The following is a 23,708-nucleotide window of genomic DNA, read 5'->3' as shown; positions in this document are numbered from 1 at the left end:
CGGCGGAAGTACGGCGGGTCGGGGGCGGATACCGGGCCGGAGTGCGCCGGCCCGGGATCCGTTGCCCCCACTCTGCGGCAGCTCCGCCGGGCGGGTCGATGACCTCCGAGGTCATGGCGCGGGTCAGGAGCGCTGTGCCGCCACCAGCTCGATGGCCTCCTCCTTGGTGGCCACCGCGGGCGGGGACCCCTCCAGCGGCAGGCGCGCGGTCTCCTTCATCGCGGCGGTGGCGATGATGCCGACCACGGCCGCGGCCATCGTGTAGTACGCGGGCATCAGATCGTCGCCGGTACCGCTGACCAGGCCCTCGATCACCAGCGGGGTGGTGCCGCCGAACAGCGAGACGGAGATGTTGAACGCGATGGACAGCGAGCCGTAGCGCACATCGGTGGGGAACAGCGCGGGCAGCGACGCCGACATCACGCTGACGTACGGCAGCAGACACAGCCCCAGCAGGAGCAGCCCGGTGAACACCGCGGCGGGGCTGCCCTGCTTGATGAGCAGGAAGCTGGGCACGGCGAGGACGAGGAAGCCGACCGAACCGGCCATCAGCAGCGGTTTGCGGCCGATGCGGTCCGAGAGGCGGCCGACGAAGGTGATGGCCGCCATCAGCACCAGCATCACCACGATGATGGACACCAGGGCGCTGGTGGCGCTGTAGCCGAGGGTGTCGGAGAGATAGGTCGGCATGTAGGACAGCAGCATGTAGTCGGTGATGTTGTACGCGGCCACCAGCGCGATGCACAGCACCATCACCGGCCACTGGCTGCGGAACACCTGCCAGAACGGCGGGGTCTGCCGCTCCTCGGCCGCGGTGGCGCCCTCTTCCTCCAGCTTCCGGAAGGCGGGCGTCTCGTCCAGCTTCAGCCGCAGATACAGGCCGATCAGTCCGACGGGCGCGGCGGCCAGGAACGGAATGCGCCAGCCCCAGGACTCCATGGAGGCGTCGGAGAGCGCCACGGTGAGGATGGTGACCATCCCGGCGGCGGCGGTGTAACCGATCAGGGTGCCGAATTCCAGGAAACTCCCGAAGAATCCACGGCGTTTGTCAGGCGAGTACTCGGCGATGAAGGTGGAGGCCCCGCCGTATTCACCACCCGTGGAGAACCCCTGGAGCATCCGGAAGAGGATGAGCAGCGCGGGGGCCCAGAAGCCGATAGTGGCATATCCGGGGATCAGCCCGATGGCGAGGGTGCTGGACGCCATCATGATCATGGTGAGGGACAGGACCTTCTTACGCCCGATGCGATCACCGAGCGGTCCGAAGTACAGCCCGCCGAGGGGCCGTACGAGAAACGCGACGGCAAACGTGGCGAGTGATGAGAGGACTTGTGCCGTGTCATTTCCGGACGGAAAGAAGACCTTGCCGATGGTCACCGCGAGATAACTATAGATCCCGAAGTCGAACCATTCCATGGCGTTTCCGAGAGCCGCCGCCTTCACGGCTTTCCGGACCGCTCTCTCCTCCGTGACCGTGATATCGCTGCGCCGCAGCGGCGGGTTCTTGCGGCGCGCGACGGCCCGCAGCAACCGGGGGTGGCGGACGGGGGCGGCGACCGCCGGGGCGGGCGCTTCGGAATCGGTCGGGACCGGCACAGGCAACTCTTTCCACTGGACAGACCTGTTGCGCTTACCCCACCTCGGACCCGGCATGCGGAGACGGTTTCCGGGGCCGCCGCTCAGCTGTCCGCAACGGCCCGACCACCTCTTCAAGGGACGTTCGACCGCCCTGCAAGGGACCCCCGGCATCTTCTGGGCCATGTGCTACGGCAAAGAGCTGCGAGAAGCGATCGGATCGCCTCGCACCACGCCCCTCATCGGTATCTACGACATGTACTCGGCCTCCATCGCGGCCCGGCACTACAACGGATTCTTCGTCTCGGGATTCGGGTTCGCCGCGTCCCATTACGGGCTGCCGGACATCGGTTTCATCGCCTGGCCGGACATGCTGGCCTTTGTGGAACGGCTGCGGCTGGCCTTCCCCGCGCACCATCTGCTGGTCGACATCGACGACGGCTATGTGGACCCCGAAGTCGCCTGTCATGTGGTGCAGCGGCTGGAGCGGACCGGGGCCTCCGGTGTCATTCTGGAGGACCAGAAGCGTCCGCGCCGGTGCGGTCACGCGGACGGCAAGCTGATCCTGCCGCTCGAGGAATACCTCGCCAAACTGGACCTGGTGCTGAGCAGCAGACGGGATCTGGTCGTGGTGGCGCGGACCGATGCCACCGAGGAGTCCGAGATCCTGCGGCGGGCCGCCGCCCTCGCGGAGACGGACGCGGACGTCGTCCTGGTGGACGGGGTGCGCAGCGTGGAGTGGATCCGGCGGATCCGCAAGGTCATCGGGGACAAGCCGCTGCTCTTCAACCAGATCGCGGGGGGCAGGTCACCGCGGCTGTCGCTCTCCGAACTCTCCGGCCTCGACGTCGATGTGGCCATCTACAGCACCCCGTGTCTGTTCGCCGCCCATGGCGCGATCGACGGCGCGCTGATCGACCTGAAGATGGCCGACGGGCGGTTGCCGGACACCCAGGAGACCGGGGCGGTCGGGGTCAGGGGCGCCACCGAGCTGCTGGAGCGCAACCTCAGCCGCCACCACGGCCACGACCGGCGCCCGGCATCGGTATGAGGCGGGCCGCTCCGGTGGTGTCCGCCGTGGTCACGGCCGCCTCGGCCGTACTGGGCGGCGCCACCGCCGCACGGGCCGATGACGAGTCGCGGTGCAACGGCCCGCACACCGGTCTCATCGTGATCGACAACTGTGGTGCGGACTCCTGGCTGGAGGTCGACCGCACCCTCGACACCCTGCTCGCCAGTCTGGGTACGGCGGGCAGCGACCACGAGGGAGGCGAGTGAGGTGGCGGCCAGGTCCTGGCTGATGTCCCGGACGGGACACCGGGCGGAGTCCTGGCCGCGCCGCGCCGGGAGGGCGGTCGACCCCTATGTCGCCGCCCTCCTGGCGACGGTCGCGCTGGCGGCGCTGCTGCCCGCGACCGGCGGTGCGGCCACCACCGTCGGCCACGGCGCGGACCTCGCCATCGGGCTGCTGTTCTTCCTCTACGGCACACGGCTGTCCACCCGCGAGGCCCGGACGGGACTGCGGCAGTGGCGGCTCCATCTGGTGGTGGGCGCGAGCACGTTCGCGCTCTTCCCGCTGCTGGGGCTGGCCCTGGGCGCTCTCGCCCCGTTCCTGCTCAGCGATCCGCTCCACACCGGGCTGCTCTTCCTCTGTGTGGTCCCCTCGACCGTGCAGTCCTCGGTGGCGCTCACCGCCACCGCACACGGCAACGTCCCGGCGGCCATCTGCGCCGGAACGTACTCCAGCCTGGCCGGGATGGTGCTCACCCCGCTGCTCGCGGCCTGGCTGATCGGCTCGGAGGTCCGCTTCTCCGCCGACGGACTGCTGGCCATCGGCACCCAGCTGCTGCTGCCGTTCCTCGCCGGGCAGGCACTGCGCCGCTGGACCGCCCCCTTCGTCATCCGCCACACCAAGGCGCTGGCGCTGCTGGACCGGGGCTCCATCCTGCTGGTCGTCTACACGGCGTTCAGCCGGGGTATGGCCGAGGGCGTCTGGCACCAGATCACCCCGGTGCGGCTGCTGTCCCTGCTGGGGCTGGCCGCGCTGGTGCTGGCGGTCGCGCTCACCCTGACCTCGTTCACCGCCCGGCGGCTGGGCTTCGGCCGGGAGGACCGCGTGGCCATCGTCTTCTGCGGCTCCAACAAAAGCCTGGCCACCGGGCTGCCGATGGCCGCGGTGCTCTTCGGGGAGGCGGCGGGGCCGGTGATCCTGCCGCTGATGCTCTTCCACCAGCTCCAGCTGATGGTGTGCGCCGTGATCGCGGGCCGCTGGTCCCGCCGCGGACCCGGTGGGGCGGGGCGGGCCTGAGCGCGGGCGGGTGCCGCTCTCAGGCGGAGGCCGCGGGGCAGCGGGCGATGGCGACCACGGCCGCGTCGTCGTTCACCTTGCCCCCGGCGTACCGCAGCAGATCGTCATGGAGGGCGCGGACCAGTTCCTCCGGGCTCCCCCAGTTCCGGGACGCCAGCCGCTCGGCCAGCGGATAGAACGTGCCCTCGGCGTTCCGGGCCTCGATGACACCGTCGGTGTACAGCACCAGGAAGTCGTTGTCCTCGAAGGTGAGCGTCTCGACCTTGAAATCGCCGTCCGACGGCTCGCCCACCCCCAGCGGCGGCGCCGGATCGGCACCGCCCACCGGCCACAGCTCGCCGCGGTGCAGCAGCAGGGGTGGCGGATGGCCACAGTTGATCATGTCGATGACGTGCCGGTCGTCGTGGACGTCCAGCACCACGGCGGTCACGAACGACTCCAGGGCGTACTCGCCGCGCCCCGGCGCGTGCTGCCAGTTCCAGCGCACGGCACGGCCGAGGTGGGTGCCCAGGGCGGGCAACGGCAGCTGGCGGTACGCGGAACCCTGGAACGCCCCGATCAGCACGGCGGCGTCCCCCACGGCGGGCAGCCCCTTGCCGCGCACATCCCCGATGATCAGCCGGGTCGCGTCCTCGACCCGTACGGCGGCATACAGATCGCCCCCGATCTGGGCCTCTTCCTCAGCCGAGATATAGACGGAAGCAATCCGCAACGGTCCGACCCGGTCGGGGATCGGCCGCAGCAACACCTCCTGGGCGGCCACGGCCACCGATCTCACCTGCCGCAGACGCCGCCGGTGGCGGTCGGTGGCATACCGGAAGCTGGTCACCAGCGCCGAGATGATGATGAGCGCGGCGAGCTGCGCCTGGTGGTTGGCGGTGGTCAGCCCGCCGTGCAGGATCCCGATGACGATCAGCGAAATCACCGCGAGGGCCCCGATCACGGCGGTCCCGCGCGCGCTCGCGAACGACGCGGTGATCGCCGGTGCGGCGATCAGAAAGGGGCCGAGGTGGACATTGGCCGGGGCGTCGATATGGATCAGGGTGATCGTGAGCAGAATGCCCAGCGGAATCGCATACAGCACGGGCGGCGTACGGCGTCGTGCCCCGTCAGGATGGGTGTAGTCGAGGCGAACGCGCATACATCCTGCTTACACCCGTTCCCGCCGCGGTGCCCGGCCTCAGGCCGGCGGGCCGAGGTGCGGGCCGGCGAGCCGGGTACCGCAGTACACCGGCGGCCCCGGGGGCCGAGGCGCGGGCGTCCACCGGGGGCGCGGAGCACGGGCGTCCGCCGGAAGCCGGCCGCGCCCGGACCGGCCCGGGCGACCCACGCGACACCGGGCGCGCCCACGGGACCCCACCAGCGGCCGACCCGGCCACCGAGCCCAGGCCGAGAGCGCGGGCATCCACCCGGAGCCAACCGCCCCCGGACCGACCGGTCCCGCCCAGGGCGCACCGGCGGCGGCCGGTGACGAGGGAACGGACATCGACCCGGGGCGAGGAGCACGGGCGCCCACCCGGAGCCAACCGCCCCGGACCGGCCCGGTCGGCTCCCACACGACACAGGCCCCGCCCAGGTCGCACCGGCCGGGGGCGGGGGAACGGGCATCCGCCGGGGGCGAGCGGCATCGGCGTCCGCCCGGGGCCGGCCCGGTCGCGACACCGCCACGGCGGACGTGACCAGCGCGGCTCCGGGGCGGCGGGCCGGCGGGTCAGGTGAGGGAGTCGGCCGGGGTCGGGGTGGGCTCGGAGGACGTGCCGGGGGCCCGGTGCGGTTCCGGCGCCGCGTCCGCCTCGCGCCGGCGGCGCGCGGCCATCCAGACGTAGACCAGGACACCCGCGAACAGGAACAGCACGCCCTGGTACACCGCCGCGTACCCGGCGCCCGCGACCAGCCAGAAGGAGAAGCCGAAGCCCGTGAGCGCCAGGGTCACATCCCAGCCGAAGCGTCCCTTCCGCACCTGGTCGCGCCGTCCCGACAGCAGGAAGTACAACTGGGCACCGGCCGCCAGCAGATACGGCACGGTGGCCGAGAAGGTGGTGATCAGGACGAGGATCTCGAAGAGCCCGCCGGAGCCGGAGGTGTAGTTGACCACGATCAGCAGGGAGGCCAGCACCACGCCCACGAACACGCCGAAGGTCGGCACCCCGCGCCGCCTGACGCCGAACGCCGCCGGGAACAGCCCGTCCCGGGCCGCCGCGTAGGGGGCCTGCGCGCTCATCAGGATCCAGCCGTTGAGCGCGCCGACGATCGAGACGACCGCAGCCGCCGCGATCAGCGTGCCGCCCCACGCTCCGCCGAACATGGCGTTCACCGCGTCGGAGAACGGGGCGGTGGAGTTCACCAGGTCGTCGTGGTCGACGGTGCCGAACACCGACACCGTGCCGAGCAGATAGACCACGGCCGCACCGATCGTGCCGAGCACGCTCGCCCGCCCGACGTTGCGCTCCGGGTCGCTGACCTCGCCCGCGCTCATCGACGCCGACTCCACGCCCACATAGCTGTAGAGCAGGATCGCGGCGGCCGCGGACAGCCCGCCGAGGGCGCCGCTGCCGGTCTCGTTGAACGCGCCGAGGTTTCCCGGGTCGAAGAAGAAGAGCCCGACGACGGCGACGAAGAACAGCGGGACGAACTTGAGCACCGTGGACACGATCTGCACCGCGCCCACCCAGCGGGTTCCCGCCAGGTTGGCCAGTGCCGGGAGCCACAGCGCAAGAAGCGCCACCGCGAGGTTGACGCCCTCGCTGTCGTGGCCCGGCATCAGGACGTGCACATAGCCGACCGCCGCCACCGCGAGCGCGGCGTTGCTGACCCAGGTCATCGTCCAGTACGACCAGGCGGACAGGAACCCCGCGAAGTCGCCGAAGGCCGCGCGGGCGTGCACATACGGGCCGCCGGTGCGCGGATCGCGTTCGGTCAGCCGCCCGAAGACCAGCGCGAGCGCGATGGCGCCGACGGTCAGGACGACGAAGGCGAGCAGGCTGAGGGTGCCGAACGGGGCGACGGAGGCGGGCAGCAGAAAGATGCCGCCGCCGATGATGTTCCCCATGACGAGAGCGGTCGCCGTGGGCAGGCCGAAGCGGCGCGGGTGGTGCTGGTCGGGCATGCGCACATCGTCACGGACGACCTGCGGCGCGCCCAAATCACCGGGCTTTATTCGGTACAACCCGGCTGACCACGGGAAATGGTGCGGCGGTCGCTCCGTTCAACCGCGATTTCTCCGACGCCGCATCCGACACCGCGTCCGGCACCGGGTTCGGCACCTCATCCCGCGCGTCAGCCGACGCCCCGGCCGGCGCCCCGGAGATCCGCGCGGGCTCCGGGACCTGCGGACCGTTCGCCTCCGCCAGCCAGCGCCGCAGCACCCCATGCACCCGCTCGGCCCCCACCAGTTCCTCCCCCTGCCCCACCGGAGGACTCAGCTCCGCGGGCCACAGCAGAAAGGGGTGGCCCTGTTCCCCGCCGAGTCCGCCGTGCGAGCCGATCTGGCCCTCGAAGGCGTGCACCGCGCCGGTCTCCGGGTCGTAGGCGGAGTTGACCATGATGTCGGGGGTGTTGGAGAAGTGCGCGGTGCGCCGTACGGCCGCCACCGCACCCGGTCCGAACGCCGTGAGCGGGCTGGTCCCGACGGTCCGCCCGGTGTCCAGGTGGTGTTCCGCGCCTCCGCGCCCCAGCACCACCGCACCGTGCTCCTCGGACGTCACCAGTACGAACCCCACCCCGGGGTGGTCGGCGAGGGTCCGCAGCAGCGCCGGGTGGCGGGCGTCGATCCGCTCACGGGTCATCCGGCCGGGCTCGTCGGGGAAGGACACCAGCCCCAGGTTGCCGGAGGCGAGCACGACCGGGTCGGACGCCCTGTCGCCGGACGTCCCCCGCCCGTCCCCGTCCCGCTCCGGCCGCCGCAGCGCCGCCCGCGCCGCCTCGCGCGCCTCCGCACCGCGCGCCTCCGCACCGCTCTCCGTACGCCCGGCCCGCCGGGACACCGGCAACCCGCATCCGGCCCGCACCAGATCCTCCAGGGTGAGCCCGTACGCCCCCGCGAAGGTGGCGCCGGGGCTCTGCCCGTGGTCCGACAGCAGCACGATCCGGTAGGCGCGCGGCGCCCGTTCGGCGACCTTGGCGATCAGCGCGATGGACCGGTCGAGCCGGGCCAGCACCTGCCGGGCGTCCCGGCTGCGCGGCCCGGAGTGGTGCGCCACCTCGTCGTAGGCCACCAGGTCGGCGTAGACGGCGGTGCGCCCGGAGAGGATGTCCCCGATCACCGCCGCGACCACCACATCCCGCTCCACGACCGTGGCGAACGCCCGGATGAAGGGGTAGGCCCCGCCGCGCTTCACCCGGGGCCGCTCGCGGCGCACCGTGGCCCGGGTGGACTGGCAGAGCTCCCGGACGACCTCGGCGAGGAAGGACACGGCGGTGCGGGTCGCGTTGGCGGGGTCGGAGAAGTACGCGAAGTAGCCGGAGCGGGAGCGGTTGTGCCTACCGCGCCGGGCCGCCACCGACAGCACCAGCGCGAGCTGGTCGGCGCCCCCGGTGAACAGGTTCCCCCGGCTGGCGCCGTCGACCGTCAGCAGCCCCTCGTGTCCCGCCCTGGCCGCCGCTCTGCGCTGCAACTCGGCCGCGCTGGTCGGCCGGTTGCTCACCATCACCTCCCGGGTCTCCTTCTCGTACCAGCGGAAGGCGGGCACGTCCTCGTTGGACCCGTGCAGGATGCCGAGCTGGCTGGCGCCGGTCTGGCTGGACCAGTCGGTGCGCCAGGGCATCACCCGGTGGCCGGCGCCCGTCCACCGGGCGAGCGTGGGCATCAGCGGCGGTCTGCCGTCCCGTTCGCGCAGGGCCTCCCGCAGCACCGCGTGACCCACCCCGTCGAGCTGGAGGAAGATCGTGCCCGGTGGCGCCGCCCGGCCGCCGTCCTCGCCGAGCCGCCGCCGTCTGCGGTCCGCGAGCCGCGCCAGCCGCCGCCGGTACGCGCCGTCGTCCCGCACCGTCAGGAAGGTGCTGGTGGCCGAGGACGCGGCCGACATCACGGCCGCCACCACGACCGCGGTCTCCGGTTCCACGGCGCCGCGGCCGTCGGGGAGCAGGCTCAGCGCGAGCAGCAGCATGGAGCCGTTCAGGACGAACACCAGCAGCCCCAGCACCAGCGCGGGCATCAGCAGCAACGCCCGTACCAGCAGCGGCCACACCAGCGCGCTGAGCACACCGAACGCCCCGGCCCCGCTCGCGGCCGTGATGGCGATCCGGGTGGCGCTGTCGCCGTCGCTGGACTTGAGACGGAAGTCCGGCAGGATCCCGGCCAGCGCGAGCATCGTCAGCGTGGACACCGCCCACACCGCCGTCACCCGCAGCAGGGCTCCCCCCGCGGTCTTCCATCGGGGCTTGTGCACGCCGAAAGCCTCACTTCGTCTACCGGCCGCGCACCGCTCACGCGGACCGGCTTCCAGCGTCGCACAGGGCGGAAAACGGCGCGGGAAGCGCTGATCGCGCGCGGGCGGCGCGGATGCGGCGCGGAAGGCAGTGACGCGGCTCGCCCCTCGCTCAGCCGCCCCAGCTCTCGTACGGATCACGCGGGGTCGGGACCGGACGCATCCGGTCCACCTCCAGATACGGGATGACACCGCCGTTGACCGGGTCCTCGGCCCGCCGCGCGGTGTAGCCGCCGGTGACCTCGACCCAGGAGTCGGGCTGGAGCACGGGCGGGATCCGCCCGGTGAGCCCGATCTTGACGGGCTGGGCGTCGGCGGCGCAGCAGCTGAGGACCATGCGGACGAGGTACGGCCTGCCGCCGTGGTCGAGGGCGATGAAGCCGGTCATGGTGATCCGCCGGTGGCCGAGGGACCGCCCGTGGTCATAGGCGGCGCGCCCGCCGTAGTCGGCGACACCGAGCCGGACGGGGTCGCGGGAGGGCAGGTCGGGGTAGCCCCAGGAGGGCTGCAGGGCGGTACCGCTGCGCATCGCGGTGTACGAGCCGAGGGCGGGCGGGGCGACGAGGATGAGCGCGGCGAGGGGGAGGACGAGCAGCCAGGAGACACGGGGTTCACGGTGGGCGTGGGAGTGCGGTGGCCCGCCCCCGCCGGTGGCGCCGTCGTCGCGCGCCGTGCCGGTATCGCGGCCGCGCTCGGTGCCCTGGGCCACGGCAGCCCCCTCGGCCTTCCCGGTGTCCGGTGGCTCCGGGGACGCGTCCGCCGGCACCCGTGGCCGCCGCAGTTCGTACCAGACGGTGGCGACGGCGGTGGCGATCAGCACCACCCCGGCCGCGAGCAGCAACGGCCGCAGCCCGGCCTTCACATAGCGCAGATACAGATCGGTGAAACCGGCGCGCAGCAGCGCGACACCGGTGAGGAACAGCACGGCCGCCTGTGCCTGTCGGTTCACAGCAGTACCGCCCCGGTCAGCGCGGCCACCACGATGGCCAGCGCGAAGGTGGCGGGCGCGAACCGCAGCGCGAACCCCCGCCCGAACGTGGCGGTCTGCATGGCGAACAGCTTCAGGTCGATCATCGGCCCCACGACCAGGAAGGCCAGCCGGGCGGTGAGCGAGAACTGCGACAGGGAAGCGGCCACGAACGCGTCGGCCTCCGAGCAGATCGACAACAGCACCGCGAGGACCGCCAGCACCAGTACCGACACCACGGGGTCGTCGGCCGCCGCGCGCAGCCAGTCGGCCGGGACCACGGCCTTGAGCGTGGCCGCGACCATGGCGCCGACGACGAGGAATCCCCCGGCGTGCATCACGTCATGGCGGACCGAGGCCCAGAACGCGGCGCCCTTGCCGCGCCCCTCGGCCGAGGGGCGCGCCGGTGGCCGCAGCCAGTCGGTCCGCCCCAGCCGGTGCCACAACCAACCCATCACACAGGCCACCACCAGGCTCGCCACGAACCGAGCGAGCACCATACGGGGTTCCCGGGGGAACGCCACAGCGGTGGCGGTCAGCACGATCGGGTTGATCGCCGGTGCGGACAGCAGGAACGCCAGCGCCGCGGCCGGGGTGACACCACGCCGCACCAACGCCCCCGCCACCGGCACCGAGGCGCATTCACACCCGGGCAGCACCGCCCCGGCCACCCCCGCGGCGGGCACCGCCAGCACGGGCCGCTTCGGCAGCGCGCGGGCGAAGAACGACGCGGGGACGAACACCGCGATCGCCGCCGACAGCAACACCCCCAGCACCAGGAACGGCAGCGCCTGGACCACGACCGCGACGAACACGGTCATCCAGCTCTCCATCGCGGGCGCGGCCAGCGCCCGCCGGATCGGCCCCTGCGCCACGACCACCAGGAGCAGCAGCATGGTCAGTACGAGCGAGGAAGCCGACTGCCGCCGCCGCGCCCCGTCGGCCTCGCGCCGTTCCCCCTGGGGCGGGGGCGCCTTGGTGATGGCCACGGGTGGGATACCTCCGGTTCGGGACGGGTCGTGCCGGGCCGCCCCAGCGGTAAGGGGCGACGGTGCCTCCTCCCAGTACGCCCGCCACGGCCCGGTTGCTCAACGAGGGGGCTCCCACACCTGGCCGAACACACACATGAGTAGCGTCCTTGCCCCCTGATGGATAGCTGGGGGCGGCTCATCGCGTCGTGATGGTTGCAGAGAACAGGAGGGTCGATGAAGGACTCGAGTCACGACGAGTTCCGGGAGTTCGTAGCGATGCGCTCCACCGCGCTGCTGAAGCTCGCGGTGCTGCTCACCGGCGGGGACCGGCACGCGGCGGAGGATCTGCTGCAGATCGCGCTGATGAAGGTCTACGGACGCTGGGCGCGTATCGAGCAGCCCGAGGCGTATATCCGCCAGATCATGTACCGCCAGCAGGTCAGCCGCTGGCGGCTGCGCAGGCACCGCGCCGAGACGACGGTGCCCGTACTGCCCGAGACCGGCACGGACGACGACGCCGGGTCGGACCCCGAGCTGCGCGTCGCGCTGTGGGCGGCACTCCGTCATCTGACGCAGCGGCAGCGGGCCGTGGTCGTACTGCGCTACTTCGAGGACCTGCCGGAGGGCGAGGTCGCGGCGCTGCTGGGGTGTCCGGTCGGCACGGTGCGCAGTACCGCGCACCGGTCGCTCGCCAAGCTCCGGGCGCTCGTACCGGAGCTCGGGCCCGAACAGCGCGCGGAACAGCTGCGGTCACTCAGCTATACACCGAAGGGGATCCAGGGATGACGACGGAGCAGGTGGAGGAGAAGGTCCGGGAGACGCTGCACGCGGTCGCCCTGGACGGGGTGCGGGCACCCGGTGACCTGGTCGAGAAGGTGGTCCGGCGGCGCGGCCGACGTCGTTTCTCACAGGCCGCGGGGGCGGCGGCGGCCGTTGCCGCGATCACTGTGGGAGCGGTGTCCGGCCTCGTCGGCGGTGCGGCCGAACAGGACCGGCCGGTGCGGCCCGCGGCGTCGCCGGCGGGCTGGCAGCCGTGGCACAGCAGCGTCCCGGGTGCCGGCGAACGGGGCTGTCTGGCGGCCGGTTCCGCGCTGTACTGCGCCGGGTCCGCCTACGACGCCGCGAAGTTCGACGCCAACTCCGGCAAGCGGCTGTGGACGGTCAAGGTCAATCGCGAAGGCGACGGGAACGACCACCCGTTCGCGGTGCGCGATGGCGTGATGTATGCCTACCGCAATCACACCGCGGCGAATGAGCCCAACGGGGACTACCGGGGCGGTACCGATCTGATGGCGGTGGACGCCGACACCGGCGATGTGCTGTGGACGAGGGAGATGCCGCAGGACGACCGCACCGACCAGGCCGCCATGCTCATCGACGGCGCGGTGCTGGCGAACACCCCGTCCACGCGCGCGCTGTCGGCGCTCGATCCGCGGACCGGTAAGGAGAAGTGGCGCCACACCTGGGACAAGGGCATCGTGTGTCAACGGGCGGTGCTGAGCGGTGTGCCCTATCTCCTGTGTACGCGGGACACCGAGGAGCCGCACGACACCGACGTCTTCCGTCTCGATCCCGCCACCGGAAGCGCCGAGAAGATCATGACCACCCCCGGCAGGCAGCAGCTCATCGGAACCTCGGGGGACCGGATGGTCCTGGCCGAGGCGAAGGACGGGCCCGGCAAGGACATACGGCTGACCATCATCAGCAGCTCCGGAAAGCAGACCTCACACTCCTATCGGACCGAGAAGAACCCGCCGGCGACCTCGGAGATCATCGGTGATCGTCTGATCTCCGTATCCCGGCAGGGCAAGGCCTCGGCCTACTCCCTGACCACCGGAAAGACCCTGTGGACCCGTCCGGTGGGCGTCAGGATGCCCGACAAGGACATGATGACGGGCATCGCGTCTCCCGTGGTGTCGGCGAAGCAGGGCGTCGTGTACTTCTTCAGCCCGACCGGTGATCTGTCCGGCCTCGACCTGCGCACGGGCAAGCAGGTCTGGCACGATCACGTCGATACCGGCAAGCCGGGCCCAGGTGTCAGGGACGTGCCCCAACTCCTGCGCTACGAGGATGCGCTGGTCGCCCGGAACGGCAGCAAGATGATCTCCCTCCTGCCACAGATCGGCGACTGACCCGACGGACCTCAGGCCGGGGCGGCACCCCGCCCCGGCCGATGGCACGGACGGGCTCGTCGGCGCTGGAGACGCACCCGCGCCCACTGACCCGGTTCGGTGTTGCAGCGGGGGTCGAGCACCTCGCGCGGGAAACATCCCAGCGCGGAGCCCGTCGTGGGCCACTGCTTCGTCGTGGGTCCAACTGAGGAGCGCGTCGCGGCGGGTGCCGTCCTGGCGGCGCATATGGCTGCGCAGGGTGCCCTTGTAGACGAGGCCGAGGCTGGTCAGGGCAGGCTGGGAACGTGTCGTACAGACTGGTCGATCCGATCACGGCACCGTCGTCGCAGCGGCACACAGCGAAGCACCGCCGGGCCGGATCGTCGATCATTCAGCGAGATGTCGTTCATCGCACCACGGCAGGGCCCGGGGCACCGGCCCGGCGGATGTGCACATGGCCGTCCCGGGGGTAGGGCGGCCGGGCGGGAATCACCCCGTGGAACCGGTAGCCCGCCTTCTCCGCGACCCGGCAGGAGGCGGCGTTGTCCACTTGGTGGAGCAGTTCGAGACGTTCAAGACCTTCGGACGCGAACGTGGTGAAGGCCCAGCCCGTGACAGCCTCGACGGCGCGAGGGGCCACCCCCCGGCCACGGGCCTGCGCCGCCGTCCAGTAGCCGACCTCCGCGGACTCGCCGCTCGGGTCGGCGCGCTTCACCACCACATCACCGGCGAACCGCCGTTCGCCCGCGCTGGAAGTCTCCTCGTACACCGCGAAACTCAGCAGTTCCCCGGTCGCCCAGCCACGCCGCCGGAGCTCCAGACGCTCGACGGCCTCCTCGACGGTCAGAACGTGCAGTCTCGTCCAATGGCGCAACACCGGGTCCCGATAGGCCTCGACCAGTGGTTGCACATCGTCTTCGCTCCAGGGGCGCAGCAGGAGCGCCGCGGCCGACGAGGTCGCCTCCGCCCGTAACGTCACCTCCACGGCTCAGGAATCCATCACCGCGGCCACGGCCTCGATCTCCACCAACTGGTCGTTGTAGCCGAGCACCGTGACACCCATCAGGGTGCTCGGCACATCGTGGTCGCCGAGGGCGTCCCGGTAGACCTCCCAGGCCGCCACCAGATCCTCCTGGCGGGTGGTGGCGACCAGGACGCGGGTGCTGATGAGGTCCTCCAGTGACGCACCGGCGTCGGCCAGCGCCGTCCGCAGGTTCTCCACGGCCTTGGCCGCCTGCCCCGCGACGTCCCCGACCGCCACCGTGGAACCGTCCTCGTCGAGGGGGCAGGAGCCGGCCAGGAAGATCAGCCGCGAGTCGGCCGGGGCCGTGGCCGCGTAGGCGTACTCGGCGACATCGGAGAGGGACGCGGAACGGATCAGCGTGACGGCGCGGGGCACGGGCGGTTCCTTTCGCTGCGGGCACAGGTCACGCATGAGCCTCTCAGGAACCGGCTCCGGGTTTCGAGGCAATTTTCGCGCACCGCGGGGAAGTTGCCCGTGCCGGCCCGTGCCCCGCGAGGGATCAGGCCGTCAGGGCGGCGAGCAGCGGGGAGCGGTCGAAGAAGACCTCGTTCCGGGTGATCAGCCCGTCCCGCAGGGAGACCGTGCAGACTCCGTCGCACTCGACGACACCGTTCCTCGTCGGGACGACCGCGTGCCAGTAGTTGAGGAACCCGTCGCGCAGGGGCCTGACGTCCGTGTTCGTCCACACCCAGTCGGGGTAGCGGCCGAGCAGGCGCCGGAAGTAGGCCACGATCTCCTCGCGCCCCCGCACCCCGCCGGGAACGGCGGGATCGCTGTACACGGCGTCCTCCGCGTAGAACGCGGCAAGGCCCTCGGGATCGTTCCCCGTCCACGCCGGGAGCCACCGAGAGGTGAAGTCACGAGCCTCGGTCTCGCCGAGTCCTTCGAACGTCGCCACGATCGGCCCCATTTCTGGTATCTCTGACGATGCCGCTGAACCAACCCGGCCAAAGTTACCGGCCAGTTGGCGGCGAGGGAAACACGACCCCGGCGGCGTCACACCTTCCGGCAAAAGGTAAAGCGTAGGAAAAGCCACGGGATCTCCGGCCCCCCTCCCGGGTCTCACCAGACAACAACTCACCGAACTACGCACAGGCGTGACGAGAGGGCACGAGCATTCCCCCACTCCCTTTCCCCCGCACTGTGCGGCAACGAGGAGCCCCCCCCCCGCATACGAAGATCACCAAGCTGGCGCTCACCACCGCTCCGGGCATCGGACTCGCCGCGTCCGGTCTGACCATCGCCTCTGCCTCCCCCGACGCGTCGAGCGACCCCGCCGGCCAGTCCGACACGCTCTACGTCACGGGCAAGGACGACCGACCGGGTCAACACCAACGAGTTCATCAAGTCGGTGCTGTCGGCCCTGGGGAAGCAGAACAGGCCTCGGTCTGCCGGACAACCGCACGGGCCAGTGCTCGGACCTGATGCCCGGTGGCTCCGCGCCGGCCTCGCGCAAGAACGCGAAGTCCAGCGCGGCGGAGGCCCAGGAGGTCGATCAGCAGTGGGCCCAGGGCCTGGAAGCCGTGAGCGAGGAGCTCGCCGCGGCTGACCGCTGATCCACGGGCGATCGGTTACCCCGGTCGCCCTCATCACTCCCGGCCCTGTCTCGCGGTCTCGCGACACTCCCGGCCGGGACAGGCCACCGCGTGGTCATCGGGTTCCCTGGGGGGGTAGCCCGAGGACCGCGCGATGGCCGCACGCCAGCGGGGGTCCTCACCGACCGAACGCTCTCCACCGACCGTTCTAGTGCCGCGTCAGGCAACGTTCGCCCTGTCGACCACGGCGCGTAGGCGCCGGTCGTCGGCATGGCGGTTTCGCCAGATGATGTAGCGGCGGATCATGCTGCCCTGTTCCTTGTGGTCGGCATGGTCGGTGCCGTCGAGGGTGAAGTAGCGCAGGGCGGTGAACGGGGCCTCGATCCGGTTGAGCCAGGAGCTGTTGGTCGGGGTGTAGGCGATCTCGACGTTGTTCGCCGTGGCCCAGATGCCCACCCGCTGGCACTTCTTGGTGGTCAGGTGTGGGGAGAAGTTGTCACAGACGATCGCGATGCGGACCCGGGGCGGAGAGAGACTGCGCAGGTACCGGCAGAGCTCCAGGAACTGGGTGCGCCTCTTGATCGGCTTGATGTGGCCGTAGAGCTTGTCCCTGGTCAGGTCCAGGGTGGCGAACAGATGCCGTACTCCGTCGTATCGGTTGTAGGTCGCCCGCCGCCGACGGCGGGGTTCGCGATCGGGGTCCTTGTGTTTCCCGCCGCGCTCGGCCCATTGCCGGCCGGGATGGGGCATCAGGTTGAGCGGGCCGAACTCGTCCATGCAGAAGATGACTTCGGGTTCGCCCGCCTCGGGTATGACCTCCCCGTCGGCGATCGCGTAGAGGTGCTCGACCCGGGCCTTCTTGGCCGCGTAGTCCGGATCGCGGGAGCTCTTCCAGGTCTTCAGGCGTTGAAAAGAGACACCTTCCTTGCGGAGTGGGAAGCGCAGGCCCTCGTGGCTGATGTCGTCGACCACCCCCTCGGTTACCAGGAAGTCCGCCAGCTTGGTCAGGCTCCAGGTCGAGAACGGCAGGTTGTGCTCGGTCGGCTTCGACTTCGCGATCTTCTTGATCTCGCGCCGCTCGGGCAGCGTGAACGTCTTCGGACGGACGCCCTTGTCCTTCGGATGCAGCGACTCGAAGCCGTCGGCGTCGAAGTTGTGGATCACATCCCGGACCCGGTCCGCGCTGGTGAACGACACCTCGGAGATTTTCGCCACCGGCATCCCTTGCGCGGACAGCAGGATCATCTGGGCCCGCCGCCATGTCACCACCGACCCGGTACCCCTGCGGATAATCCGCAGCAGCTTTCGACCCTCGTCATCATCGATCTCACGGACGCGTACTCGCCGTGCCGTCTCGGCAAGGCGACCAACACGGACCGCCAGCACCCTCACTCCCTCACTCTTGCCGAGTGGCGGACGCCGCCCCCGTGACCGTCCAGATCGCCATGCCCCACAGGCAGAGCGCGGAGATGAGGCCCACCACAAGGCGAACGGTCATTTCCGGGCCGTTCGTAAGCCACACAGCCATGCCCGACGCTCCGGCCACGATCAACAGGACCGCCGGCACTCGCAGCCGGGGCTGCTCGAACACCGCCGCGAGGGGAAGGAAGTGGAGCCCAACGACAACCGCGACCAGCGGGGGATGAGCACCGGCCTCCCGGCCCGAGCGCACACCACGGCGATGGTGACGATCAGCAGCCATTGGAGGCCATTGATCTGATTGAACCGCCGACGTCGGTCGGCGGGGAACGGACCCCCTGCCGACGAAGGGAGATAACGGCGCGCGGCGAGCATCAGCCCCACCGTGACGGCACAGCCGACCACGACCTCGACCAGCCGCGCCAAGCCGTCGAATGCGCTCGTTGCCAGCAGCCACCAGCCGAGCCCGAACAACGCGAGGAATCCCACCCCTGACTTGAACATGATCGACACCTTAGGCGGAAGAACAGCCCGCTGACCGGAGGATTCTCGAGCAGGCGCGTGCCTGGGGTGTCCTCATCCCCCGAGCCGCAACAGGGCGAACGTTTTCTGATGCGGCACTAGCCACCTATGAGGTCCTTGAACGTCTCGATCGTCCGCCGCCGCATCGTCAGGAACGCGAGCCAGGAGCCGTCCGCGTAGTGCAGGCGGAAGCGGGCCATCAACTGGAGACGGGGGCGGCGTTCCACGCGGGCGGCCCAGGAGCGGGGTGTTTCCCAGACGGGGGTACCGTCCAGGGGGCGTACGAGCCCGACGCGCTGGTCGGTGACGCGCAGCAGCAGCCCGCCCGATGTCTGCGGCATCCCCGACGCGATGCTGCCGGCACCGGCGGACTCGGCGCCGACGGACTGCACCAGGTGGTCGCCGAGCTTCCCACCGAGCTTTCCGTGCCCGTGGTAATTCATCTTCACGCCCTGGGCACTCTTGGCCGGCACCACGACGCCGAAAGTGAGGAGTTGCTCTCCCGGCGCCAACTGGCTGAGCGCGGACCGCTGGTGCGTGGACATCTGTTCGGGCATGAGGGCGACCCTATGACACCAGTGATCCGCCCCTGAGGGCGGACGCCACTCCGCCCCCTCTATAGACGTAGCCGCGCCCACACGGTCTTGCCGACGAGGCGCTCCCTGACACCCCATGCCTCGGCGCACGCGTCCACGATCGCGAGCCCGCGCCCGGATTCGTCGTCGGGCTCGGCAGCCGTGATCACGGGGAAGCCGTCACGCGGATCGGACACCTCAAGCCCGACCAATTTTTCTGCGTCATATGCGATACACACTTCGAAGTACCGCCCTGGTACACGGCCATGCCGTACCGCGTTGGTCGCCAGCTCGGAGAGAACGAGCTGCACGGTAGCCACCTGACCTGCGTCAACACCCCACGCGAGAAGAGCGGTACCGGCCGCGTGCCGCACGTGGTGGACAGATGGGGGGACGGGAGTAAACCTCTGGTTCCAGCCAAGGAGCGGGTTGACGTTGTGACTTTCCGCGTTCATGGACCCACTGTCGGTGCAGGCGACTAGCTTCACCAGTGACAGAGCGTCGACAGCGGCGACCGGCAACTGCGGTCGAACGCACGTTGATTGGTGTTGAGCCACGTTGAGGGGTGGTCCGAGATGTCACAGTCGAAGAAGAAGGACTCCGCTCCGCCGACCGTGCAGTACTTTGCCGCTGTGCTGCGGCTTCTGCGCGAACGGGCGGGCCTGACGCAGGACGAGCTGGGCGCGTTGATGAGCTACACGGGGTCGGCGGTGAGTGCGGTGGAGACGTGCGCGAAGCCGCCGACGGACGAGTTCATCGACGCGGCCGAGAAGGCACTGGACGCGGGCGGGTTACTGAGGTCGGCCATCAGGTACCTGAGGCTTGAGCGCTACCCGGTGTACTTCCAGGGCTTTGTTCAGCTGGAGCAGGAAGCGGTGAGTTTGTCGTCCTACTGCACGCAGGTCATCCACGGGCTACTACAAACCGAGCGCTACGTCCGTGCACTTCTTGTGTGCAACTATCCACCGTTCGAGGACGAAGAACTGGAACAGCTCGCACAAGGCCGAGTGGACCGGAAGGCGATCTTCAATCGCAAACCCAGGGCGCTCGTACACGTGGTACTGGAAGAGGCGGCTCTGCGCCGGAAGATCGGCGGCCCCGAGGTTATGCGCGAGCAGTACGCTCACCTCATCGAGTGCGCCACTCGGCCCGGTGTGAGCATCCAAGTCATGCCCGGAAGCAGGGCGGAACACGCCGGACTACGTGGCCCGTTCACGGTGGTAGAGACACCGGACGAGACCTCATTGGTCTACACGGAGAGCCACGGCGAGAGCATGCTGATTTCGAAGCCGGACAAGGTGGGCGCACTGGCTCGCCGCTATGCGATGATCCGCACGCAGGCCCTCGGGCCGGAAGACTCCGTTAGTTTCGTCGAACAGCTGATGGGTGAGACATGAGCGACCACTTGGTGTGGTTCAAAAGCAGCTACAGCGACTCCGGCGGCGGCGAGTGCATCGAAGTCGCCTGCGACTGGCGCAAGTCGAGCTACAGCGACTCCACCGGCGGAGAGTGCATCGAGGTCGCTGGCAACTGGCACAAGTCCAGCCACAGCGACAACACGGGCGGCGATTGCGTCGAGATGGCAACCGCCACCCCCGCCGCCGTCCACGTCCGGGACTCCAAGAACCCCGACGGCCCCAACCTCTGCATAAGCGCCACCGCCTGGTCCGCCTTCCTGGACTACGCCACCCGCTGATCCCGGGCGCCCCACCTGGGGGCGCCACAGGGTCACCCCTCAGACGGCCCAGGAGTGGGCCGGATCGTCCAGCCAGGCCCGTTGCCCACCGGCGGTGACGGTCAGGCCGAAGCGGGTGTGCTCCGGCCTCTCATGGCCGACCCACCACCGGTAGGCCGCCGCCACCTCGTCCCACAACCGGCGGGGCCCTGACTGCCAGACTCGGGCCTCGGCCTCCCCGTCGCGGAACATCACGCACGCCCATGAGCGGTCGCCGAGCCCGTAGAACCACACCGGGCGGGCCCCTCCGCGCTTGTCGGCCACGGCCTGGACACAGTCCCGTACGCGGAGCCCCAGCGCGAAGGGGAGGGCGGTGTACCTCCCGGTGACGAACTCCGCTTCCGTGATCTCCGTGGCGGACGTGTGGGCCTCCGCCATACCCTCCGCCGGGATGTACTCACCATGCCCTGGCAGCGCCAGCCGCTGAGCACGTAGCTTCATGAACTCCACGGGCCGGGTGAAGCGCCCGGACGCCTCCCCCGTGCCGACGACGAGCCGGGCGACGGCATCCGCGTTGCTGTAGTGCGTGCCCCATGGAGCGACGATCAGGCCGCCCCGCCGGGTCTGCTCGATCCATGCCCCGGGATCTCCCGGACCGCGACGGTGGCCAGGACGCGATCGTAGGGCGCCGAGGACACGTGCCCCTCGGCCCCGTCGCCCACGACCACTTCGGGGCACAGCCCGGCCGTGCGGAGCCGTTCACGGGCCCGGAGCGACACGGCAGGGTCCACCTCGACCGTGGTCACGTTCACGCGGCCGAGCCGGTGGGTCAGGGCTCCGGCCGTCTCGCCGGTGCCGGTGCCGACGTCGAGCACGTTCATGCCCTCGTCCACCGCTGTCGTCTGAAGGAGCGCGTACACGACGGAGGGCATGGATGAGGAACTGGTGGACACTCTTCCCGGCTCGGTGCCCGAGTGCTCGCCGTCATCCCACTGCGTCACGATGGGGACGTTGCTGTCCACCGCCGCGTACCACGCGTCCGGGTCATCCGCCCGGTCGACGGCAACGCTCGTGCCCGTGTCCATGTCGAACGGCCACATCAGGTCCGGAAGGAAGGCGGCCCGGTCCACGGCCGCGAAGGTCGGAGCCCAGTCCGGAGTGAGCACGCCCGTATCGACGAGAACACGCCCCAGCTCCTTGCGGCTGGGGCGCTCCATCCGGGCGAAGTCGAGACTCACTTGCGATGCGTCCCGTCGCCGGGCGGGGTGTCGCCGTCAGGGGACGGCGGCTTCTGCGGGGGCGTCCAGGGCTGGCCGGGATGTCCGTCCCCGCCGCTCCCGGCGTCTCCGCCGTGCCCCCCGTCCACAGCGGTGATGATCTCGGCGTTGTGCATGTCGTCGCCTCCTCGGTCGTCGCTGTCCACGCGGTGTTGCGGCAACCCGCCTCGGGGGTGACGACGCTAGCAGCGGGGGCTCAACTCCCGGTCAAGATGGGGCGGGACCGGACAAGACCTACACCCGCCCGTGGGCCTTCTGCGCCTTCCTCGACAGCGAGTCGATGACAACGGCGATCAGCAGCACACCGCCGGTGATCATGAATTGGACGGCGGCCTGGATGCCCATGAGGGCGACGCCGGAGGCGATGGACTGGATGACCAGGACACCGAGCAGGGCGGACCAGGTGCTGCCGCGGCCGCCGAAGAGGCTGGTGCCGCCGATGACGGCGGCGGCGATGGCGTTCATGAGGAGGTTGTTGGAGACCGAGGTCTGGCTCACGGAGCTGATGCGCGAGGCCAGGAAGAGACCGCCGATGGCGGCCATGGTGCCGGACATCATGAAGGCGGAGATGCGCACCATTGTGACGTTGAGACCGGCGCGGCGAGCCGCTTCGACACCGCCGCCGAGGGCGAAGATCATGCGTCCGTAGGCGGTGCGGCGCAGTACGTAGTCGAGGCCGACCAGGACGATGAGGAAGATCAGCAGAGCCAGCGGCAGCCCCTGGAACTGGTTGAGCAGAGCGGCGGCGACGAAGCCGACGACGACGAGGACCCCGGTGCGCAGCCCGGTCTCGCTCAGCGAGCGGAACGGCACTCCGGCGCGGCGGCGCCGCCGGGTGTCCAGCCAGGAGGCGAGGAAGTAGCCGACCGCGCCGAGGGCGGCCAGACCGTACGCGGCGGCGACGTCGTTGAAGTAGAAGTTGGTCAGCTTGGCGACCAGGCCCCGGTCGTCGATGTTGATCGTGCCGTAGGTGCCCATGATGTAGAGCATCAGGCCGTACCAGCCCAGCAGTCCGGCGAGGGTGACCACGAAGGCGTGCACCCCGACTTTGGCGAAGAAGAATCCCTGCACCGCGCCGACCGCGGTCCCGCAGAGCACGGCGAGGATGACCGCGGGCAGTTCCGGCATGCCCTGGTTGACGCTGAGCACGGCGAAGGTGGCGGAGGCCAGACCGCTGACCGAGGCCACCGACAGATCGATCTCGCCGACCAGCAGGACGAAGATGACACCCACCGCGATCATCCCGGTGCCGACGATGTCCACGCTGAGGTTGGAGAGGTTGCGCGGGGAGAGGAAGTGCGGGTTCACCGCCTGGAAGATGGCCCAGATGAGGAAGAGTCCGAGCACGACGGGGACGGAACCGAGTTCGCCCCGGTGGTAGCGGCGTTTGAACAGGGCGACCGCGCGCCGCACCGGCGTGGTGTCCTCCGTGGTGGCGGCGCGGGTGCGCCGGTCCGGGTCCGCGGGCCCGCCCTTGCGGGACGCGCCGGAATCCCCCGCGGTGGTCCGAGTTCTGTTCACAACTCCCCTTCCCGCGCCGTACGGCGTGTCACGGCGTTGTCGGAGGCACCCGTGATGGACGAGACGATCTGCTCCTGGGAGGTGGTGGTCACGTCGAAGAACCCGTTGTTGCGCCCGAGGCGCAGGACTGCCACCCAGTCCGCGACGGCCTTGACGTCGCCCAGGTTGTGGCTGATCAGCAGGACGCCGAGGCCGCGGTCGCGCAGCCGCTCGACGAGGTCGAGGACCTGGGCGGTCTGCTCGATGCCCAGGGCCGCGGTGGGCTCGTCGAGGAGGACCAGCCTCGGTTCGCCGAGCATCGAGCGGGAGATGGCGACGGTCTGGCGCTGGCCGCCGGAGAGCGAGGCGACCGGCCGCCGTACGCCGGGGATGCTGATGGAGAGGGTGTTCAGCAGTTCCAGGGTGCGGCGCTCCATCTCCACCTCGTTGAGCACACCGAAGCGCCGGATCTCGCGGCCGAGGAAGAGGTTGCCGACCACGTCGAGGTTGTCGCAGAGCGCGAGGTCCTGGTAGACGGTGGCGATACCGAGGTGCTGGGCGTCGTGGGGCCGGTGGATCTGCACGGCGTGGCCGTCCCATTCCACGACGCCCTCGTCGGCCGGGTCCACCCCGGCGATCACCTTGATCAGGGTGGACTTCCCGGCGCCGTTGTCGCCGACGAGGGCGATGACCTGGCCCGCGCGGACCTCCAGGTCGACGTCGGCGAGCGCCTGGACCGCGCCGAACCGTTTGAAGACGCCGCGCAGCGCCAGCAGGGGCGGGGCCGAGGTGTAGATCATCTGCTCCTCCCTTCGCCACCAGG

General features: G+C 70.4%; 24 protein-coding genes and 1 pseudogene. 8 read left to right on the top strand and 17 right to left on the bottom strand.

Going from position 1 to position 23,708, the window contains the following annotated elements; translation table 11 throughout:
- Positions 1-123: 123 nt before the first annotated feature.
- Positions 124-1,596, bottom strand: coding sequence for a glycine betaine/L-proline transporter ProP (gene proP, locus AC07FT_RS18900; RefSeq protein ID WP_471193481.1), 1,473 nt, complete (start codon positions 1,594-1,596; stop codon positions 124-126).
- Between the two features lie 163 nt (positions 1,597-1,759).
- On the opposite strand from proP, the gene AC07FT_RS18895 reads away from it, so the two are divergent.
- From AC07FT_RS18895 to AC07FT_RS18885, 3 genes are read left to right on the top strand one after another with little or no spacing between them, the layout of a single operon-like run.
- The gene (locus tag AC07FT_RS18895) at positions 1,760-2,626 is read left to right on the top strand and encodes an isocitrate lyase/PEP mutase family protein (RefSeq protein WP_479177175.1); all 867 of its coding nucleotides are present in this window, start codon (positions 1,760-1,762) and stop codon (positions 2,624-2,626) included.
- Positions 2,627-2,643: 17 nt separating this feature from the next.
- Entirely contained in the window at positions 2,644-2,853 is a 210-nt protein-coding gene (locus tag AC07FT_RS18890) for a hypothetical protein (protein ID WP_479177174.1), read from the top strand.
- Between the two features lie 22 nt (positions 2,854-2,875).
- Positions 2,876-3,883 (top strand): bile acid:sodium symporter family protein, encoded by a 1,008-nt coding sequence (locus AC07FT_RS18885; protein WP_479177210.1) that lies wholly within the window; start codon positions 2,876-2,878, stop codon positions 3,881-3,883.
- 19 nt (positions 3,884-3,902) lie between these two features.
- Here the strand turns inward: AC07FT_RS18885 and AC07FT_RS18880 are convergent, their stop codons facing one another.
- The 5 genes from AC07FT_RS18880 to AC07FT_RS18860 form a co-directional block, all read right to left on the bottom strand.
- Entirely contained in the window at positions 3,903-5,024 is a 1,122-nt protein-coding gene (locus AC07FT_RS18880) for a PP2C family protein-serine/threonine phosphatase (protein WP_479177173.1), read from the bottom strand.
- A gap of 570 nt (positions 5,025-5,594) precedes the next feature.
- On the bottom strand, positions 5,595-6,989 hold the full coding sequence (locus tag AC07FT_RS18875; protein WP_479177172.1) for an amino acid permease: 1,395 nt from the start codon (positions 6,987-6,989) through the stop codon (positions 5,595-5,597).
- A gap of 37 nt (positions 6,990-7,026) precedes the next feature.
- Complete coding sequence (locus tag AC07FT_RS18870; protein ID WP_479177170.1) at positions 7,027-9,270, bottom strand: phage holin family protein; 2,244 nt, start codon at positions 9,268-9,270, stop codon at positions 7,027-7,029.
- A 151-nt stretch (positions 9,271-9,421) separates the two neighbouring features.
- Entirely contained in the window at positions 9,422-10,258 is an 837-nt protein-coding gene (locus AC07FT_RS18865) for a TIGR03943 family putative permease subunit (RefSeq protein WP_479177169.1), read from the bottom strand.
- Positions 10,255-11,265, bottom strand: a complete 1,011-nt coding sequence (locus tag AC07FT_RS18860; protein ID WP_479177168.1) for a permease — start codon at positions 11,263-11,265, stop codon at positions 10,255-10,257. The genes AC07FT_RS18865 and AC07FT_RS18860 overlap by 4 nt, the downstream gene beginning before the upstream one ends.
- Before the next feature lie 216 nt (positions 11,266-11,481).
- Here AC07FT_RS18860 and AC07FT_RS18855 point away from each other — a divergent pair, with 216 nt between their 5' ends.
- Complete coding sequence (locus AC07FT_RS18855; RefSeq protein WP_479177167.1) at positions 11,482-12,033, top strand: SigE family RNA polymerase sigma factor; 552 nt, start codon at positions 11,482-11,484, stop codon at positions 12,031-12,033.
- On the top strand, positions 12,030-13,379 hold the full coding sequence (locus AC07FT_RS18850; protein WP_479177166.1) for an outer membrane protein assembly factor BamB family protein: 1,350 nt from the start codon (positions 12,030-12,032) through the stop codon (positions 13,377-13,379). The genes AC07FT_RS18855 and AC07FT_RS18850 overlap by 4 nt, the downstream gene beginning before the upstream one ends.
- A 385-nt stretch (positions 13,380-13,764) precedes the next feature.
- Here AC07FT_RS18850 and AC07FT_RS18845 read toward each other — a convergent pair whose 3' ends face one another.
- From AC07FT_RS18845 to AC07FT_RS18835, 3 genes are all read right to left on the bottom strand, one after another.
- On the bottom strand, positions 13,765-14,343 hold the full coding sequence (locus tag AC07FT_RS18845) for a GNAT family N-acetyltransferase (protein WP_479177164.1): 579 nt from the start codon (positions 14,341-14,343) through the stop codon (positions 13,765-13,767).
- Between the two features lie 3 nt (positions 14,344-14,346).
- Positions 14,347-14,757, bottom strand: a complete 411-nt coding sequence (locus tag AC07FT_RS18840; protein WP_479177163.1) for a RidA family protein — start codon at positions 14,755-14,757, stop codon at positions 14,347-14,349.
- Between the two features lie 124 nt (positions 14,758-14,881).
- Positions 14,882-15,280, bottom strand: coding sequence for a nuclear transport factor 2 family protein (locus AC07FT_RS18835; protein ID WP_479177162.1), 399 nt, complete (start codon positions 15,278-15,280; stop codon positions 14,882-14,884).
- A 199-nt stretch (positions 15,281-15,479) separates the two neighbouring features.
- Here AC07FT_RS18835 and AC07FT_RS18830 point away from each other — a divergent pair, with 199 nt between their 5' ends.
- Positions 15,480-15,938: a snapalysin family zinc-dependent metalloprotease gene (locus AC07FT_RS18830; RefSeq protein ID WP_479177161.1), complete on the top strand. Its 459-nt coding sequence runs from the start codon at positions 15,480-15,482 to the stop codon at positions 15,936-15,938.
- Between the two features lie 198 nt (positions 15,939-16,136).
- On the opposite strand, the gene AC07FT_RS18825 is transcribed toward AC07FT_RS18830, so the two are convergent.
- The 4 genes from AC07FT_RS18825 to AC07FT_RS18810 form a co-directional block, all read right to left on the bottom strand.
- Positions 16,137-17,300: an IS630 family transposase gene (locus AC07FT_RS18825; RefSeq protein ID WP_479177209.1), complete on the bottom strand. Its 1,164-nt coding sequence runs from the start codon at positions 17,298-17,300 to the stop codon at positions 16,137-16,139.
- Positions 17,301-17,465: 165 nt separating this feature from the next.
- Complete coding sequence (locus tag AC07FT_RS18820) at positions 17,466-17,840, bottom strand: hypothetical protein (RefSeq protein WP_479177160.1); 375 nt, start codon at positions 17,838-17,840, stop codon at positions 17,466-17,468.
- Positions 17,841-17,956: 116 nt separating this feature from the next.
- Complete coding sequence (locus AC07FT_RS18815) at positions 17,957-18,415, bottom strand: hypothetical protein (protein ID WP_479177159.1); 459 nt, start codon at positions 18,413-18,415, stop codon at positions 17,957-17,959.
- Positions 18,416-18,474: 59 nt separating this feature from the next.
- Positions 18,475-18,888, bottom strand: a complete 414-nt coding sequence (locus AC07FT_RS18810; protein ID WP_479177158.1) for an ATP-binding protein — start codon at positions 18,886-18,888, stop codon at positions 18,475-18,477.
- Positions 18,889-19,008: 120 nt separating this feature from the next.
- Between AC07FT_RS18810 and AC07FT_RS18805 the strand changes: the two genes are divergently transcribed.
- Together AC07FT_RS18805 and AC07FT_RS18800 are read left to right on the top strand one after the other, a co-directional pair.
- Positions 19,009-19,830: a helix-turn-helix domain-containing protein gene (locus AC07FT_RS18805; RefSeq protein ID WP_479177157.1), complete on the top strand. Its 822-nt coding sequence runs from the start codon at positions 19,009-19,011 to the stop codon at positions 19,828-19,830.
- On the top strand, positions 19,827-20,129 hold the full coding sequence (locus AC07FT_RS18800; RefSeq protein ID WP_479177156.1) for a DUF397 domain-containing protein: 303 nt from the start codon (positions 19,827-19,829) through the stop codon (positions 20,127-20,129). The genes AC07FT_RS18805 and AC07FT_RS18800 overlap by 4 nt, the downstream gene beginning before the upstream one ends.
- 39 nt (positions 20,130-20,168) lie before the next feature.
- On the opposite strand, the pseudogene AC07FT_RS18795 reads toward AC07FT_RS18800, so the two are convergent.
- The 4 genes and pseudogenes from AC07FT_RS18795 to AC07FT_RS18780 form a co-directional block, all read right to left on the bottom strand.
- A pseudogene (locus AC07FT_RS18795) lies at positions 20,169-21,325 on the bottom strand (methyltransferase domain-containing protein).
- A gap of 17 nt (positions 21,326-21,342) precedes the next feature.
- Positions 21,343-21,501 (bottom strand): hypothetical protein, encoded by a 159-nt coding sequence (locus AC07FT_RS18790; protein ID WP_479177155.1) that lies wholly within the window; start codon positions 21,499-21,501, stop codon positions 21,343-21,345.
- Between the two features lie 118 nt (positions 21,502-21,619).
- Positions 21,620-22,906 (bottom strand): sugar ABC transporter permease, encoded by a 1,287-nt coding sequence (locus AC07FT_RS18785; protein ID WP_479177154.1) that lies wholly within the window; start codon positions 22,904-22,906, stop codon positions 21,620-21,622.
- A complete protein-coding gene (locus AC07FT_RS18780) occupies positions 22,903-23,685 on the bottom strand; it encodes an ATP-binding cassette domain-containing protein (RefSeq protein ID WP_479177153.1) in 783 nt (260 codons plus the stop codon). The genes AC07FT_RS18785 and AC07FT_RS18780 overlap by 4 nt, the downstream gene beginning before the upstream one ends.
- Positions 23,686-23,708: the final 23 nt, after the last annotated feature.

It is taken from the genome of Streptomyces sp. NPDC045899 (genome assembly GCF_056431485.1).
The sequence above is the reverse complement of the archived record's forward strand: the minus strand, read 5'-3'. Positions and strand labels throughout refer to the sequence as shown.